Source organism: Mesorhizobium calcicola, from assembly GCF_042682105.1.
GTDB classification, from domain to species: Bacteria; Pseudomonadota; Alphaproteobacteria; order Rhizobiales; family Rhizobiaceae; genus Mesorhizobium; species Mesorhizobium calcicola.
This window is the reverse complement of sequence record NZ_JBHUGY010000048.1, coordinates 109,876-125,194: the sequence shown is the minus strand read 5'-3', so window position 1 is coordinate 125,194 and position 15,319 is coordinate 109,876. Positions and strand designations below refer to the sequence as shown.

At 64.3% G+C, this 15,319-nt stretch carries 14 protein-coding genes and 1 pseudogene; 10 read left to right on the top strand and 5 right to left on the bottom strand.

Annotated elements, in window-relative coordinates:
- From ACFSQT_RS29040 to ACFSQT_RS29025, 4 genes and pseudogenes are all read left to right on the top strand, one after another.
- On the top strand, positions 1-222 hold a 222-nt coding region (locus tag ACFSQT_RS29040), incomplete at its 5' end, for a hypothetical protein (protein ID WP_379024605.1).
- Positions 131-487: a methylmalonyl-CoA mutase family protein gene (locus tag ACFSQT_RS29035; protein ID WP_379024595.1), complete on the top strand. Its 357-nt coding sequence runs from the start codon at positions 131-133 to the stop codon at positions 485-487. The genes ACFSQT_RS29040 and ACFSQT_RS29035, both read left to right, overlap by 92 nt.
- The gene (locus ACFSQT_RS29030) at positions 451-819 is read left to right on the top strand and encodes a cobalamin-dependent protein (RefSeq protein WP_379024603.1); all 369 of its coding nucleotides are present in this window, start codon (positions 451-453) and stop codon (positions 817-819) included. The genes ACFSQT_RS29035 and ACFSQT_RS29030 overlap by 37 nt, the downstream gene beginning before the upstream one ends.
- Positions 820-913: 94 nt before the next feature.
- Positions 914-1,291 (top strand): annotated as a pseudogene (locus tag ACFSQT_RS29025) (type II toxin-antitoxin system death-on-curing family toxin).
- Here the strand turns inward: ACFSQT_RS29025 and greA are convergent.
- Positions 1,288-1,761 carry a transcription elongation factor GreA gene (gene greA / locus ACFSQT_RS29020; RefSeq protein ID WP_379024593.1) on the bottom strand — a complete coding sequence of 158 codons (474 nt, stop codon included), beginning with the start codon at positions 1,759-1,761 and terminating at the stop codon, positions 1,288-1,290. The pseudogene ACFSQT_RS29025 and the gene greA sit on opposite strands and share 4 nt — an antisense overlap.
- A 121-nt stretch (positions 1,762-1,882) precedes the next feature.
- On the opposite strand from greA, the gene ACFSQT_RS29015 reads away from it, so the two are divergent.
- The gene (locus ACFSQT_RS29015; RefSeq protein WP_379024591.1) at positions 1,883-3,259 is read left to right on the top strand and encodes a TIGR03808 family TAT-translocated repetitive protein; all 1,377 of its coding nucleotides are present in this window, start codon (positions 1,883-1,885) and stop codon (positions 3,257-3,259) included.
- On the opposite strand, the gene ACFSQT_RS29010 is transcribed toward ACFSQT_RS29015, so the two are convergent.
- Complete coding sequence (locus ACFSQT_RS29010; RefSeq protein WP_379024589.1) at positions 3,252-4,256, bottom strand: asparaginase; 1,005 nt, start codon at positions 4,254-4,256, stop codon at positions 3,252-3,254. The two genes, ACFSQT_RS29015 and ACFSQT_RS29010, sit on opposite strands and share 8 nt — an antisense overlap.
- Positions 4,257-4,385: 129 nt before the next feature.
- Positions 4,386-5,552, bottom strand: coding sequence for an acetyl-CoA acetyltransferase (locus ACFSQT_RS29005; RefSeq protein ID WP_379024587.1), 1,167 nt, complete (start codon positions 5,550-5,552; stop codon positions 4,386-4,388).
- Between the two features lie 199 nt (positions 5,553-5,751).
- Between ACFSQT_RS29005 and betI the strand changes: the two genes are divergently transcribed.
- Genes betI through betB form a run of 5 tightly spaced genes read left to right on the top strand, consistent with a single transcriptional unit; the run spans position 5,752 to position 12,047 of the window.
- Positions 5,752-6,342 (top strand): choline-binding transcriptional repressor BetI, encoded by a 591-nt coding sequence (gene betI / locus ACFSQT_RS29000; protein WP_379024585.1) that lies wholly within the window; start codon positions 5,752-5,754, stop codon positions 6,340-6,342.
- Positions 6,339-7,868, top strand: coding sequence for a choline-sulfatase (gene betC, locus ACFSQT_RS28995; protein ID WP_379024583.1), 1,530 nt, complete (start codon positions 6,339-6,341; stop codon positions 7,866-7,868). Before betI ends, betC begins: the two co-directional genes overlap by 4 nt.
- Complete coding sequence (locus ACFSQT_RS28990) at positions 7,868-8,875, top strand: threonine/serine dehydratase (RefSeq protein WP_379024581.1); 1,008 nt, start codon at positions 7,868-7,870, stop codon at positions 8,873-8,875. Before betC ends, ACFSQT_RS28990 begins: the two co-directional genes overlap by 1 nt.
- Before the next feature lie 3 nt (positions 8,876-8,878).
- Positions 8,879-10,531, top strand: coding sequence for a choline dehydrogenase (gene betA / locus ACFSQT_RS28985; protein WP_379024579.1), 1,653 nt, complete (start codon positions 8,879-8,881; stop codon positions 10,529-10,531).
- Between the two features lie 52 nt (positions 10,532-10,583).
- Complete coding sequence (gene betB, locus ACFSQT_RS28980) at positions 10,584-12,047, top strand: betaine-aldehyde dehydrogenase (RefSeq protein WP_379024577.1); 1,464 nt, start codon at positions 10,584-10,586, stop codon at positions 12,045-12,047.
- A 44-nt stretch (positions 12,048-12,091) separates the two neighbouring features.
- Here the strand turns inward: betB and ACFSQT_RS28975 are convergent, their stop codons facing one another.
- On the bottom strand, positions 12,092-14,332 hold the full coding sequence (locus ACFSQT_RS28975) for a mannose-1-phosphate guanylyltransferase/mannose-6-phosphate isomerase (protein WP_379024575.1): 2,241 nt from the start codon (positions 14,330-14,332) through the stop codon (positions 12,092-12,094).
- A 52-nt stretch (positions 14,333-14,384) separates the two neighbouring features.
- Positions 14,385-15,284 (bottom strand): LysR family transcriptional regulator, encoded by a 900-nt coding sequence (locus tag ACFSQT_RS28970; RefSeq protein WP_379024573.1) that lies wholly within the window; start codon positions 15,282-15,284, stop codon positions 14,385-14,387.
- Between the last annotated feature and the right edge of the window lie 35 nt (positions 15,285-15,319).

Here is a 15,319-nt window from a genome sequence, read left to right as displayed (position 1 = left end):
CGGCAGCGCGCACGCAGGCGCGCATCGATTTCCGGCGAGCAGATGCTGGTCGGCGTCAATGCGCATCGCCCCGAGACCGACATCGAGGTCGATGTGCTGAAGATCGACAATGCCGAGTCAGGCGCGGCAATTGTCGAAGCTGCAAAGCCTGAAAGGCACACGCGATGTCGGCGCCGTCGAGAGCGCACTCGATGCGTTGACCCGTGCGGCGGAGGGCAATGAAAACCTGCTGGAGTTCGCCATCCGCGCCGCGCGCTCCAATGCCACGGTCGGTGAAATCTCGTACGCATTGGAAAGGGCATTTGGGCGCCATGTCGCTACGGTGCAGACCATTTCAGGCGTCTATCGCCAAGGCGCTCGGCGACAATGCCGTGGTCGACGGGACTGCAGGGCAAGCTTGATGCCTTCGAGAAGAAATCGGCGCCAAGGCCGCGCATCCTCGTTGCCAAGATGGGACAGGACGGCCACGACCGTGGGCAGAAGGTGATCGCCACCGCCTTTGCCGACCTCGGCTTCGACGTCACCGTCGGCGCGATGTTCCAGACACCGGATGAGATCGCCAGGCTGGCGGTCGCGGCACGACGTCCATATCATCGGCGCCTCGTCGCTGGCGGGCGGGACACCTGGACGCTGATCCCGGAATTACGCGACTCGCTGAAAAAGCTCGGTCGCGGCGACATGCTGATCGTGGCCGGCGGCGTCATTCCGCCGCAGGACTACGACGCGGTGGTGCAGGCGGGTGCGGCGGAAATCTTCCCGCCGGGTACGGTCATTCCGGAGGCGGCGGACCGGCTGATGGACCGGCTGCTACAGGCCTGACAGGCCATGTTATAATATCCGTTGCAACGCAAGTCAGCCGCGTCGCGCGTGAGCGGATGAAAAAATACGAGGTTGCCTACCGTGCGCTCGCAAAATGACCGAGCATCATTCGCGGGAATTCGTGGAGCGCTGCACGCCGAGCAGTTGCGTCTGCACGGCAGGCATCCGCGACGAGGGAATGCTTAAGTCGGCTCTCCACTGGCCGCAACAAAGAGAGATTTATGGCGAACCGGATTTGTGCGAACTGGCGGCCGCCTATCTCTTCGGCATAGCCAAGAACCATTCTTTCGTCGACGGCAACAAACGCACCGCCTTTACCGCAGCGGACTTGTTCCTCTACTTCAACGGGTTCAGCATCGAAGCCGAGCAACAGGATATCATTCAGCTGGTCTTGATGGTTGCCGCCGGCGAAATCGATGAAGCCGGAGCTGCAGCTTTCTTCCGAGACCATGTTGTCAAGCTCGAGGACTAGCTGTCGGAGAGCTTGACAATTTGCCATTCGTTGCCGTTGACCACTGCCAAGTCGCCGACCTTCTTGCCGAACAAGGCGATGGCCATCGGCGAGACGTGGGAAATGGTGCCCTTGGCCGGGTCGGCCTCGTCCTCGCCAACGATTTTCCAGTGCACCTTCCTGCCGTCATCGCCCGCAAGCGTGACGCCCATGCCGAAGCGCACAAGGTCGCTGCCCGGTTCCGGCACCGACAATTCGGCGCTTTCGCGTCGGGCGGTCCAATAACGGAGGTCGCGCGAGACCACCGCGATGCGCTCGCGATCCGCCTTTCTCTCGGCTTTGGCCATTATGTCGCGCAGGTCGGCCAGATTCTCCTCGATCATCGCCAGGCCGCGCTCCGTCACCAGATTGCGGTGGTGGCTGATCGGCCGCTCGCCGACGCCGGCAATGGCGTTTTCGCTGTCTTCCTCGCGGGTGAAAGCTCTGCTCATCCACTGAACTTAGGCGCGCTGAGGCTACTCGACAAGCCATTGTCGCCGCGCTGGCGATGAGAGACAGAATGTCTGGCACGATTCCTGCGGTATCGCGGTTGAACGCCAGGATCCTGTGCCGATGTTGAACAGACGAACGCTCTTAACCGGAACCGCCGGCTTTACCGTCATGGGCCTCTCGCTTGGCAGAGCGGCGGCCGCCAGCCTGACCGGCATCGAGAGAGCGTCGATGCGCGGTTCGATCAACGCCACCGAACTTGGCGTCTCACCTGGCATCTTTGATGATCAGAGCAAGGCCTTCGCCAAGCTGCTGCGCGACGCCAACGAGCGCGACATGCCGGTGTTCCTGCCGCCCGGCACCTATGTGGTGTCCAACCTCGCGCTGCCCGGCCGTGTGCGTCTTTCCGGCGTGCCGGGCGCAACGCGGATCGTCTATGGCGGCGATGGCCACCTGTTCAAGGCCGAACAGGCCGACCATATCGAACTCAGCGGGCTGGTCTTCGACGGCACAAACCGCTCGATGGGCGACTACGCGCAGGGGCTGCTCGATCTGCGCCGGGTCGCGCACCTCGTCGTCGACAATTGCCAGATAACCGGCAGCGGCAAGAACGGACTGGCGCTAGAACACGCGGCGGGCCGGGTCGAGCGCTCGGACATATCGGGGGCCGCCGATGCCGGCATCTATTCGGTCGAGGCCGGCGGGCTGGCAATTACAGGCAACACCATCTCCGACTGCGCCAATGGCGGCATTCTGGTGCACCGCTGGCAGGCGGCGGAAGACGGCACCATGATCACCGGCAACCGCGTCGAACGCATCCAGGCGCGCAGTGGCGGAACCGGGCAGAACGGCAACGGCATCAATGCTTTCCGGGCCGGCAATGTCGTGATCTCCGGCAACATCGTCTCGGACTGCGCCTTTTCGGCAATCCGCGCCAACAGCGCCAGCAATCTGCAGATTTCCGGCAACACCTGCTCGCGCTCGGGCGAGACCGCGGTCTATTCCGAATTCTCCTTCGAAGGCGCCATCATCAGCAACAACATTGTCGACGGCGCTGCCAACGGCATCTCGATCGTCAACTTCAACGAAGGCGGCCGCATGGGTGTGTGCTCGGGCAACATCGTGCGCAATCTGTCGACCAGCGGCCCCTACCCCGCCGACCCGCCCGGCTTTGGCGTCGGCATCGGCGTCGAGGCCGACACCACCGTTTCCAACAATGTCATCGAGAACGCACCGCTCTATGGCATGCAGATCGGCTGGGGGCCGTACCTGCGCAATGTCGTCGCCACGGGAAACATCATCCGCAAGGCTGGAACCGGCATCGTCGTCAGCGTGGTCGAGGGCGCCGGCACGGCCGTCATCTCGGACAATGTCATCGATGGCGCGCTGAACGGCGCCGTTGTCGGCCAGCGCTGGGCCGAACCGGCGACAGGCGACCTGACATTATCGGACAAGAGCGGCTATGCCCATCTGACCGTCGAGCGCAATCACGTCAGCTGAGTGCCAACGTCGGCCTGAGCGCCCCGACCTTGGCGCCAATCCGGCTTTCAATAGGCGTGTTCGCCAATTCAACCAGCTTTGCCGCCAAGGCCTCGTCAGCCCGCAGCAGGCTGGCCAGCACGGCGGCAGCCATGGCTTCGCCAGCGCGGCCGGCGCCATCATCACATTTGATGGCGATGCCGAGGCCAAGTTCAGGTATCGCGCTACAGTGGACACCTTCGGCACCGCCTTTCGCAAAAATCCGCCCGGGTGCGGCCTCCATCAAGGCGACGTCGGCACGGTCGGTGCCGGCGACAAAGAACGGTTCTGCCATGCAGGCCGCCAGCAGGCGCCTCGCGGCCTTGGCCCGCTCGGGGCCAAAACCATTCGTCGTGGCCATGCGGGCAAAGCCAAGCGCAAAACTCCTGAGCGGCACCGCGTAGGTCGGGATCGAGCAGCCATCGATTGCTCGCTCGTCCACGCCATGAACAGCCCCCGTGACCGCCTGCATGGCGTCGCGCACCATCTCCTGCAAACCGTGTCCGGCCTTGACATAGCCGCGATGCGCAATGCCGGCGTGGACGCAGGTGCAGAGGAAGCTGGAATGCTTGCCGGAGCAATTGTTGTGCAGCGCGTTCGGCGAACCGCCGGCGCGAGCGAGCGCAATCTCAGCGTCATGATTGGACGGCCAATGCGCGCCGCATTCGAGCGCTGAGCCGTCCAGCCCGGCCCTGGCCAGCATGGAACGCGCCAGGTCGACATGCGCCGGCTCGCCCGAATGGGAGGCACAGGCAAGCGCCAGTTCGCGGTCACCAAAACCATACGCATCGGCAGCACCCGTTTCGACCAGCGGCAATGCCTGGATCGCCTTGACCGCGGAGCGCGGAAACACCGGCTTCGAGGTGTCGCCGATCTCGAGGACCGGCTTGCCGTCGGCGTCGAACACCGCGACCGCACCCCGGTGCGCGCTCTCGACGATCGCGCCGCGCAGGACTTCGATCAGAACCGGATTTGTCATGTCACCTCCCGCTAGCACATGACCTCGAAGATCAGAATCGATCTTCGAAAAGGACCATGCGCAAAATCAAAGTGTTACAGCGTCCTTTGCGCGCCTCAAAAAGGCGCGCGGCGCTGTAATGCGGGCGGTTTATCTGATCCGGTCGAGAATGGAAACGTAGTTGGCGACCGCTGCGCCACCCATGTTGAAGATGCCGCCGAGTTTCGCGCCCGGCACCTGGATGCCGCCGGCCTCGCCGACCAGCTGCATGGCGGTCAAAACATGCATCGAGACACCGGTGGCGCCGATCGGGTGGCCCTTGGCCTTCAGCCCGCCGGACGGATTGACCGGCAGCCGGCCATCCCTGGCGGTCTCGCCGCTCGTGGCGAGCTTTGCCCCCTCGCCCGGCCTGGCCAGGCCCATCGCTTCATATTCGATCAGTTCGGCGATGGTGAAGCAGTCATGCGTTTCGACGAAGGACAGATCGTCGAGCGTCACGCCGGCGTTCTTCAGCGCCCGGGTCCAGGCCTGTTCGCAGCCTTCGAAGGCCAGGATGTCGCGCTTCGACATCGGCAGGAAATCCTGCACATGCTCGTTGGCGCGGAAGGCAACGGCGCGGCGCATCTTCAGTGCCGTCGCTGTGTCGGCAAGGATAAGGGCGGCGGCGCCGTCGGAGACCAGCGAGCAGTCGGTGCGCTTCAGGGGACCGGCAACGAAGGGGTTCTTTTCGCTCTCCTGGCGGCAGAACTCATAGCCGAAATCCTTGCGCATCTGCGCATAGGGATTGTCGACGCCGTTCTTGTGGTTCTTGGCGGCGATCATCGCCAGCGCGTCGGACTGGTCTCCGTAGCGCTGGAAATAGGCCTGCGCGATCTTGCCGAAGACGCCGGCGAAACCCGCCGGTGTGTCGCCATCCTCGGGCAGATAGGAAGCCTTGAGCAGGTTCTTGCCGATCTCGGGACCGGGCGTCGTCGTCATCTGCTCGGCGCCGACCACCAGCACGATGCGGGCGGCATTGGCATCGATGGCGCGGATGCCTTGTCTGACCGCCGCCGACCCCGTGGCGCAAGCGTTCTCGACGCGCGTCGCCGGCTTGAAGCGCAGCCGGTCGTCGGCCTGAAGCACCAGGCTTGCGGTGAAATCCTGCGCCGAAAAGCCGGCGTTGAAGTGGCCGAGCACGATCTCGTCGACCTCGTCCGGACCGATGCCGGCATGGTCGAGTGCGTCCGTCGCCACCTTGACGATCAGGTTTTCGAGCGTCTCGCCCTCGAGCTTGCCGAAGCGCGAATGCGCCCAGCCAACGATGCATGCGGTCATGGCGGTCTCCATCCTTGGCGCCAGCCTATCATGTGGGCTCGTGGCGCACTTCGCCTTTATTGTTCAAATATAAACAATCATGCCCGAACCGGGAAGAGCCGGAAGCAGACAATCGTTTGGTACAGGCGGAGCCAGCTTCGATTTTTTTGTTGATTGACCCGTCAATAAAAAATAATCCTGTCTCAAAGGACCTAGCGAGATGCCGAAAGTCGGAATGGAACCCCTGCGCCGCAAGGCGCTCATCGACGCGACGATCTCGGCGATCGGCGAACGCGGCTCGCTCGACGTGACCATGTCCGAGATCGCTGGCCGCGCTGGCGTGTCCTCGGCCCTTGCCCACCATTATTTCGGCGCCAAGGACGAGCTGCTGCTAGCGACGATGCGGCATATTCTGGCCGAACTCACCATCGATATGCGGCGCGCCCTTCAATCCGCCGGCACCGCGCGCGGACGCGTTTCGGCGGTGGTTGCCGTCAACTTCTCCGACATCCAGTTCCAGCCGGAGACCATCGCCGCGTGGCTCGCCTTTTATGTCGAGGCGCAGAAATCGTCGCCCTTGCGCCGGCTGCTCAGGGTCTATGCACGGCGGCTGCATTCGAACCTGATGAGCGGGCTGACCGGCATCCTGCCCAGGGCCGAAGCCGACCGCGTCGCCGAAGCGACAGCGGCGATGATCGACGGGCTCTACATCAGGCGGGCACTGAAGGACGGCATGCCCGACGCCGCGACCGCGATCGCGCTGGTCGAAGACTATCTCGAAACCAAACTCGGCGAGCGGCGCAAACAGTGACAACCAAGCGACCCAATTTCCTCATCGTCATGGTCGATCAGCTCAACGGCACGCTGTTCCCCGATGGGCCGGCGGACTTCCTGCATGTGCCGCATCTGAAAGCGCTGGCCGCCCGCTCGGCGCGCTTTGCCAACAACTACACCGCATCGCCACTTTGCGCGCCGGGCCGGGCCTCGTTCATGAGCGGGCAGTTGCCGTCCCGCACCGGGGTCTATGACAACGCCGCCGAATTCGTCTCGTCGATCCCGACCTTCGCCCATCACCTGCGCGCCGCCGGCTACTACACCTGCCTGTCGGGCAAGATGCATTTCGTCGGGCCGGACCAGTTGCACGGTTTCGAGGAACGGCTGACCACCGATATCTATCCGGCCGATTTCGGCTGGACACCGGACTACCGCAAGCCCGGCGAGCGCATCGACTGGTGGTATCACAATCTGGGCTCGGTGACCGGCGCCGGCGTCGCCGAGACCACCAACCAGATGGAGTATGACGACGAGGTCGTGTTCCTGGCCACGCAGAAGCTCTATCAGCTTTCGCGCGAACAGGACGATGCGAACCATCGGCCCTGGTGCCTTACCGTCTCCCTGTCGCACCCGCACGATCCCTATGTCGCGCGCAAGCAGTATTGGGATCTCTATGAGCATTGCCAGGCGCTGGATCCTGAAACCGGGTTTATCGCGCATGACGAGCAGGACACGCATTCTCAGCGGCTGTACCATGCCAGCGACTATCCCGCTTTCGAGATCACCGCCGAGCAGGTGCGTCGTTCCCGGCGTGGCTATTTCGCCAACATCTCCTATGTCGACGACAAGCTCGGGGAGGTTCTGGACGTTCTGCGGCGAACGCGCATGCTCGACGACACCGTCATCCTGTTCTGCTCGGACCACGGCGACATGCTCGGCGAGCGTGGCCTGTGGTTCAAGATGAGCTTCTTCGAGGGTTCGGCGCGGGTGCCGCTGATGATCGCCGGCAACGGCATTCGCGCCGGGCTGATCGAGGCGCCGGTCTCAAATCTCGACGTGGCGCCGACGCTTTGCGACCTCGCCGGCATCGACATCGGGGCGATCGCGCCGTGGACCGACGGCCAGTCGCTGCTGCCGCTCACCATGGGCAGTGAGCGCACCGCGCCTGTGTTGATGGAATATGCCGCCGAAGGTTCCTCCGCGCCCTTAGTGGCGGTCCGCGACGGCAGATACAAGTTCGTCCATTGCGAGATCGACCCGCCGCAACTGTTCGATCTCGAAGCCGACCCACTCGAGCGAGACAATTTGGCCAACGACCCCGCCAATGCGGGCTTGGTGGCAACGTTCATGAGCAAGGTCAGGGCGCGCTGGGACATGGCCGGCTTCGACGCCGCCGTGCGCGAAAGCCAGGCTCGCCGCTGGGTCGTCTATCCGGCGCTGCGCAACGGCGCCTATTACCCCTGGGATTTCCAGCCCCTGCAGAAGGCGTCCGAGCGCTACATGCGCAACCACATGAACCTCGACAATCTCGAGGAGAGCAAACGGTATCCACGAGGCGAATGATGCCAGACCTTCTCGTCCCCTCCCTCGACCATCTCAAACAGGCCTATGCCGTCACCTCGCGGGCGACGCAGGTCACACCGCTGCTGGAATCGGCGGCACTCGCGCGTGAGACCGGTGCGGCTCGCGTGTTCATCAAGCCGGAATCGCTGCAATGGGCCGGGTCGTTCAAGGTGCGCGGCGCCTATTGGCGGCTGAAGCAGCTTTCGGCCGATGAGGCCAAAAAGGGCGTCGTCGCCTATTCCTCCGGCAATTTCGCGCAAGGGCTGGCGGCGGCCGGCCAGGCGCTTGGCATTCCCGTCGCCATCGTCATGCCGATCGATGCACCGGCCGCCAAGCGCGACGCCACGGCAGGCTATGGCGCCCGCGTCGTGCTGACCGACCATGGTGAGCGTGCGCGGGAGGAAGTCGCCGCCGCCAAGGCGCGCGAGATCGCCGACACCGAGGGGTTGGCACTGCTGCATCCGTTCGACGATCCGGAGATCGTCGCCGGCCAGGCGGGCGCCGGCCTCGAAGCGCTCGACCAGCTTGCCGCCAAGGACGCCAGCGCCGACCTTTTGTTCTGCTCGGTCGGTGGCGGTGGATTGATCGGCGGCGTTTCGCTCGCTTTCCACTATCTGTCGCCCGAGACCCAGATCATCGGCGTCGAGCCGGAAGGTTTCAACGGCATGGGCTCGTCGCTCGCGCATGGCAGCATCGAGACGATGCCGATCGGGCCGAAGTCGATCTGCGACGGGTTGATGTCGCGACGGCCCGGCGACGCGCCGTTCGCGGCGGTCAAGATATCAGGCGTTCGCGGCATCACCGTCGACGATCAATCGGTGCGGCGCGCCATGCGGATCGCCTTCGAGCGCATGAAGCTGGTGCTCGAACCGTCGGGCGCCGCCTCGCTGGCGGCGCTGCTCGGCGGCAAGGTGGATGTAAAGGGCAAGACCGTGCTCGTGATGGCAACTGGCGGCAACGTTTCGCTCGCCGATTTCATCGCGCATATGAACGATGGGCTGAAATGAACCATGCTTGAAGCGGATTTCGTCATCATCGGCTCCGGCTCGGCCGGCTCGGCCATGGCCTATCGGCTGTCCGAGGACGGCAAGCATTCGGTCATCGTCATCGAATTCGGCGGCACCGATATCGGGCCGCTGATCCAAATGCCGTCGGCGCTTTCGATCCCACTCAACATGAGCCTCTACGACTGGGGCTTTGCCAGCGAACCGGAGCCGCATCTGGGCGGCCGCGTGCTGGCGACGCCGCGCGGCAAGGTGATCGGCGGCTCGTCCTCGATCAACGGCATGGTCTATGTGCGCGGCCATGCCCGCGACTTCGATCACTGGGCCGAAGAAGGTGCGACCGGCTGGGGCTTTGCCGACGTGCTCCCCTACTTCAAGCGCATGGAGGACAATGACGGCGGCGAGGATGGCTGGCGCGGCCATGGGGGGCCATTGCATGTGCAGCGCGGCTCGCGACGCAATCCGCTTTACGGCGCCTTTGTCGAGGCCGGCCGCCAGGCCGGGTTCGAACTGACCGACGACTACAACGGCTCCAAGCAGGAAGGCTTCGGGGCGATGGAGCAGACCATTCGCGGCGGCCGCCGCTGGTCGGCGGCAAGCGCCTATCTGAAGCCGGCGCTCAAGCGAAAAAATGTTAGCCTGCTCAAGGGTTTCGCCCGGCGGGTGATCATCGAGAATCAACGCGCCATAGGCGTCGAGATCGAAGCTCACAAACAGATTCAGGTCGTTAAGGCGCGACGTGAGGTGATCGTCGCCGCATCGTCGATCAATTCGCCCAAGATCCTGATGCTGTCGGGCATCGGTCCGGCCGAGCATCTCAGGGAAAACGGCATTGCCGTGGTGGCCGACAGGCCCGGCGTCGGCCGTAACCTGCAGGACCATATGGAACTCTATATCCAGCAGGAAGCGACGCAGCCGATCACGCTGAACTCGGTGCTCAACCCGTTCTCGAAGGCGCTGATCGGAGCGCAGTGGCTGTTCTTCAAGACGGGGCTTGGCGCCACCAACCATTTCGAGGCGGCCGCCTTCGTGCGCTCGCGCGCCGGCGTCGACTATCCTGATATCCAGTACCACTTCATCCCGGCGGCGGTCCGCTACGACGGCAAGGCGGCAGCGAAGTCGCACGGCTTCCAGGCACATGTCGGGCCGATGCGCTCGAAGTCGCGCGGCTCGGTGACACTGCGCTCGCCAGACCCGAAATCGAAACCGGTGATCCGCTTCAATTACATGTCGCATCCGGACGACTGGACGGAGTTTCGCCACTGCATCCGGCTGACCCGCGAGATCTTCGGCCAGCAGGCATTCGACGGCTATCGCGGCAAGGAAATCTCGCCGGGTTCGCACGTGCAGTCGGACGACGATCTCGATGTCTTCATCCGGGACCACGCCGAAAGCGCCTACCATCCTTGCGGCACGTGCAAGATGGGCCGCGCCGACGACATGATGAGCGTCGTAGATCCGGAATGCCGGGTCATCGGTGTCGACGGCTTGCGGGTCGCCGATTCCTCGATCTTCCCGCGTGTCACCAACGGCAATCTCAACGCACCGTCGATCATGACCGGCGAGAAGGCTTCCGACCACATTCTCGGCCGCACGCCGCTGGCGCCGTCCAACCAGGAACCATGGATCAATCCGCGCTGGCAGGCATCCGACAGATAGAGCATGATCCGGCGGACGTTGCGCCCAAGCGAAGACGATTTGGAGACCTCCCATGCGCGCCCAGCCCACGGCATCGCACTATGTCAACGGACGCTACATCGACGATGAGCAAGGCGCGCCGCTGCCGGTCATCTACCCGGCAACAGGCGAGACCATCGCCATGCTGCGCTCGGCGACGCCGAACGTTCTGGAACTCGCCATCGAGGCCGCACGGGCCGCGCAGCCTGCCTGGGCCCGGCTGAAGCCGGTCGAGCGCGGACGCATCCTGCGCCGTGCCGCCGACATCTTGCGCGCCCGCAACGCCGATCTCGCTCGCATCGAGACGCTCGACACCGGCAAGGCGATCCAGGAAACGCTGGTCGCGGATGCACCGTCGGCCGCGGACTGCCTGGAATATTTCGGCGGCGCGGTCGCCGCCTACAATGGCGAGGCTGTCGATCTCGGCGGACCCTTCGCCTACACACGGCGCGAGGCGCTCGGCGTCTGTGTCGGCATCGGCGCCTGGAATTATCCGATCCAGATCGCCGGCTGGAAATCCGCACCCGCACTCGCCATGGGCAACGCCATGGTGTTCAAGCCGTCGGAAAACACGCCGCTTTCAGCGCTGGCGCTGGCCGAGATCTACAGCGAGGCCGGCCTGCCTGACGGGCTGTTCAACGTGGTGCAGGGCTATGGCGATGTCGGCGCCGGCCTCGTCGGCCACGACGTCGTCGCCAAGGTCTCGGTGACCGGCTCGGTGCCGACCGGCCGCAAGGTGCTGTCGCTGGCCGGCTCCAAGATGAAGCACGCGACGATGGAGCTCGGCGGCAAGTCGCCGCTGATCGTCTTCGACGATGCCGATCTCGAAAATGCCATTGGCGGCGCCATGCTCGGCAATTTCTATTCGACCGGCCAGATCTGCTCCAACGGCACGCGCGTCTTCGTCCAGAGCGGCATCCACGACCGCTTCGTCGAGCGCCTTGTCGAGCGGACGAAGAAGATCCGCATCGGCGACCCGCTCGACCCCGAGACCCAGATGGGTCCGCTGGTCTCCAAGGCGCAGCATGAGAAGGTGGTCGGCTATATTGCGGTCGGCAAGCAGGATGGTGCTGTTCTGGCCTGCGGCGGCAATGTGCCGTCGCTGCAGGGTTTTGACGGCGGCTTCTTCGTCGAGCCGACGGTGTTTACAGGCGTTACCGACACGATGCGCATTGCCCGCGAAGAAATCTTCGGACCTGTCATGAGCGTGCTGAAATTCGACGGCGAGGACGAGGTGATCGACCGCGCCAACGACACCGAGTTCGGCCTTGCCGCCGGCGTCTTCACGCGCGACCTGCCGCGCGCCCACCGTGTCATCGCCGAGCTGCAGGCCGGCACCTGCTGGATCAATGCCTACAATCTGACACCGGTGGAAATCCCCTTCGGCGGCTTCAAGCAATCGGGCATCGGGCGGGAGAATTCGCTGGCGGCGCTGGCGCTCTATTCGCAGCTCAAGTCGATCTATGTCGAGACCGGGGATGTGGCGGCGCCTTACTGAATTGGCGAACCGTCTCCAAAAACGTTGGCGGGACAGCGCCCCCCTCAGCCTACCTTCTCCGCCGTCCCATCCAGATACTGCGTCAGTGCGCAGACCAGATGATAAAAAATGCTGGCCGGCACGTCGGTCGCCAGCGAGCGGCCGCGCTCGTCGATGCGGTCGATCCACAGGCCGAGCGGCGCCGGGTCGATGTGCCAGCGGAACAGCCGGCCGACGCGTGCCTCGATCTCCGGCTTGAGATCCGGCCCGCCCGAACCATCCAGTGCAATCGCCGCCTTGAGCGCCTCGGCCTGTGGCCAGCTGCGGGAGACGCGGTCGAGCGGCAGGCCCTGCCGCGAGACGGCGCCATAGGCAAGACCGGTGGCACGGTTGAGGCCGTTGGCGATAGCGGAGGCATAGAGTTTCCTGGCAAAGCCGCTCAGCTCGGCCTGGCCGCTGCGCCGCGCGAAATCGACCAGCAGCGAGGCCCATTCGAAGTGATGGCCGGGCTCGGTCCAGGACCCTTTCTCGCCAGCCGACGGTTTCCATTCGGCATCGAAATACTCGCCAAGCGTCCAGCTGTCCGGGTCGAAGAAATGGCTGCGGAACAGGTCGATGATGCGTGCCGCGCGGCGCAGATGGGCACGCTCGCCGGTCGCCTGATACCAGGCGAGGAAGGCCTCGAGCAGATGCATGTGCGGGTTCGAGCGCCGCTCACCCTCCCCGTCCGACGTCTCGAGGAAGCCGGTCATGCGGCTGTCCTCGAGATGCGCGTCCAGAAAGGCCAGGGTTTCCTCGCCGAGCCGCAACGCATCGGGATTGCCCGACATATGCGCATGCGCCAGCGCCAAGAGCACGCAGGAATGATCGTAGGCATCCTCGGTGGCATCGGCGACGCTGCCATCGACATTCAGCGTGCGCACCCAGCCGCCTTTGTCGGTGCGGCCCTTCCCGGCCATGAAGTCGATGCCGTGGCTGATCAGCCGGTCAGCCGGACCGTCCCAGCCGCGCGCCTTGGCAACGGCGAAGGCATAGACCTGCCTTGCCATGGTGCGCATGCGCTTGGGCTTCATCAGCGGCGCGGCGTCAAGGCCGAGCGCTTCGTGGAACCCGCCATGGCGCTCGTCGACTCCTGATGTCGACCACAGCGGCAAGGTCTCCTGAAACAGCCAGTGATGCACGCGCCGCCGCCAGGCGCCGCTTTCGATGACGCGGTCATGCGCCGGTGTGAACCGGGTTTCCAGCCGGCCCGACTTCTCGAGCTGTTCGACGATCTTCTTGACGTGCTGGCTGTGGCTGACCGGGGCGACGAAGGTGGCGTCGGCGGTGGAAACGATGGCGACGTCCTTCATGCCGATCGCGGACAAAAGGCGGCCGTCGCTGCGGATGTAGGAGTTCTCGCAGTCGATGGCGACGACATCGCCGATGACGATGTTACCCTGGCCGTCGGCTGGGCCGACATCGAGCAGCGACTGCCAGGAGCCGAGATCGTTCCAACGGAAGCCGGCCGGCACCATGGCGATGTCTCTTGCCCGCTCCATGACGGCGTAGTCGATCGAGTTCGACGGAATGGCGGCGTAGAGTTCCAGCGGCATATAGAGGCCCGACAGATCCGATGTCGCCGCCCTGTAGGCCGCTTCGGTGGCCTGCCAGATATCAGGCTGGAACACTGCGAAGGCATCGCGCATGGCGCCGGCGCGAAACAGGAAAATACCGGTGTTCCAGTAGAAATTTCCGGCCTGGAGATAGTTCTGCGCAGTCGCAAGGTCCGGCTTTTCGACGAAACGCGACACGTCGAAGGTGCCGCCGCTTTCGGCTGCGACCTCGATATAGCCGTAGCCGGTCTCGGGCTGCGTTGGCTTGATGCCGAACACCACCAGCCGGCCGGCGCTTGCCGCCTCGGTGCCGGCTTCGACACTCTGCCAGAATTGGCGCGGGGTTGATATCTCATGGTCGGACGGCACCACCAGCACCAGGCTGTCGCCGAACTCGGACAGCGTGCGCAACGTCGCCAGTGCCACGGCGGCGGCGGTGTTGCGACCGGTCGGCTCGAACAGCGGCCCGCCGCCGGCGAGATCGAGGCCGGCGAGATCGGCATGGACGCGTTCGGCATGGCGCTCCGAGGCGATCAGGAAGATCGGCGTGTCGCCTTCCGGCCTCGCCGTCAACCGACGCAAGGTCTTGGCCAGCATCGAGCCGTCGCCCGACAGATCGTGGAACTGCTTGGGATTGTCCTCGCGCGACAGCGGCCACAGCCGTGAGCCGACGCCGCCGCTCATGACAAAACTGACGATCCGCTCGGTCATTCGGGTCTCGCGCTCAGAAGGTAATTGGTGGCCGGTTGCTACCACACAAGCCTTAAGCGGTGTTTATCCCATTGGGAATGCGCTCTGATGCAAGTTCGATGAATGCCCTGACCAGCGGCGAAAGGTGGCGGCTACTCGGATAGAGGGCATGCAGGCCGCCGGCCGGTGTCGTGTAATCCCTGAGAATGTGCTGCAGCCGTCCGTCATCGATCAGCCCTTCGGCAATCGGCTGCGGCAATTGGGCGATGCCGAAGCCGGCGAGCGCGGCCGCGACGACCGCCTGCATTTCATTGGCGGCGAAGCGCCCGGCCACAATCACCGTTTCCTGGCCGTGCGGCCCGTCCAGCACCCAGTGAGCGCCTGAGGCCGACGGGCCTGCGATGACGCATCGGTGGTGCGTGAGGTCCGCCGGACTTTCCGGCATGCCGTGCCGTGCGAGATAGTCCGGGCTGGCGCAGAGCAGCCTATGCGCGGAACCGAGCTTGCGGGCGATCAGCGTCGAATCCCGAAGGATCCCGGTGCGGAAAGCGAGGTCTATGCCGTCCTCGACCAGATTGAGCCTGTCGTCGGTGAGGCGCAGCTCGACATTGGTCTTCGGATACATTGCGAGAAAGTCAACCACCGTGCGGATGAGAAAATGACCGCCAAAGCCGACCGGGGCCGAAATGCGAATCGTGCCCGATGGTTCCGCCCTCGCCTCGGCAAGGCGCAGATTTGCCTCCTCGATGGTCCGCAGCCCCTGGCTGCTCTGCTCATAGTAGAGACGCCCGGCATCCGTCAGGTTGAGGCTGCGTGTCGTGCGCTGCAGCAGGCGGACGCCGACTTCGCGTTCGAGCGCGGCGATGCGGCGGCTGACCGTCGTCTTGGGCATGGCGAGCAGGCGCGCGGCAGCGGTGAAGCTGCCGGCTTCGACGACCCGAGCAAACACGACGATATCGTTGAAGTCGATCATTGTATCCAAAATTGGAACTAAGTTTTCCAATTATA

Coding starts and splice junctions, on each gene's coding strand:
- ACFSQT_RS29010 (WP_379024589.1), bottom strand. CDS start 4,256: ATGACAAATCCGGTTCTGATCGAAGTCCTGCGCGGCGCGATCGTCGAG.
- ACFSQT_RS29005 (WP_379024587.1), bottom strand. CDS start 5,552: ATGACCGCATGCATCGTTGGCTGGGCGCATTCGCGCTTCGGCAAGCTC.
- betI (WP_379024585.1), top strand. CDS start 5,752: ATGCCGAAAGTCGGAATGGAACCCCTGCGCCGCAAGGCGCTCATCGAC.
- betA (WP_379024579.1), top strand. CDS start 8,879: ATGCTTGAAGCGGATTTCGTCATCATCGGCTCCGGCTCGGCCGGCTCG.
- ACFSQT_RS29030 (WP_379024603.1), top strand. CDS start 451: ATGGGACAGGACGGCCACGACCGTGGGCAGAAGGTGATCGCCACCGCC.
- greA (WP_379024593.1), bottom strand. CDS start 1,761: ATGAGCAGAGCTTTCACCCGCGAGGAAGACAGCGAAAACGCCATTGCC.
- ACFSQT_RS28975 (WP_379024575.1), bottom strand. CDS start 14,332: ATGACCGAGCGGATCGTCAGTTTTGTCATGAGCGGCGGCGTCGGCTCA.
- betB (WP_379024577.1), top strand. CDS start 10,584: ATGCGCGCCCAGCCCACGGCATCGCACTATGTCAACGGACGCTACATC.
- ACFSQT_RS28970 (WP_379024573.1), bottom strand. CDS start 15,284: ATGATCGACTTCAACGATATCGTCGTGTTTGCTCGGGTCGTCGAAGCC.
- ACFSQT_RS29015 (WP_379024591.1), top strand. CDS start 1,883: ATGTTGAACAGACGAACGCTCTTAACCGGAACCGCCGGCTTTACCGTC.
- ACFSQT_RS28990 (WP_379024581.1), top strand. CDS start 7,868: ATGCCAGACCTTCTCGTCCCCTCCCTCGACCATCTCAAACAGGCCTAT.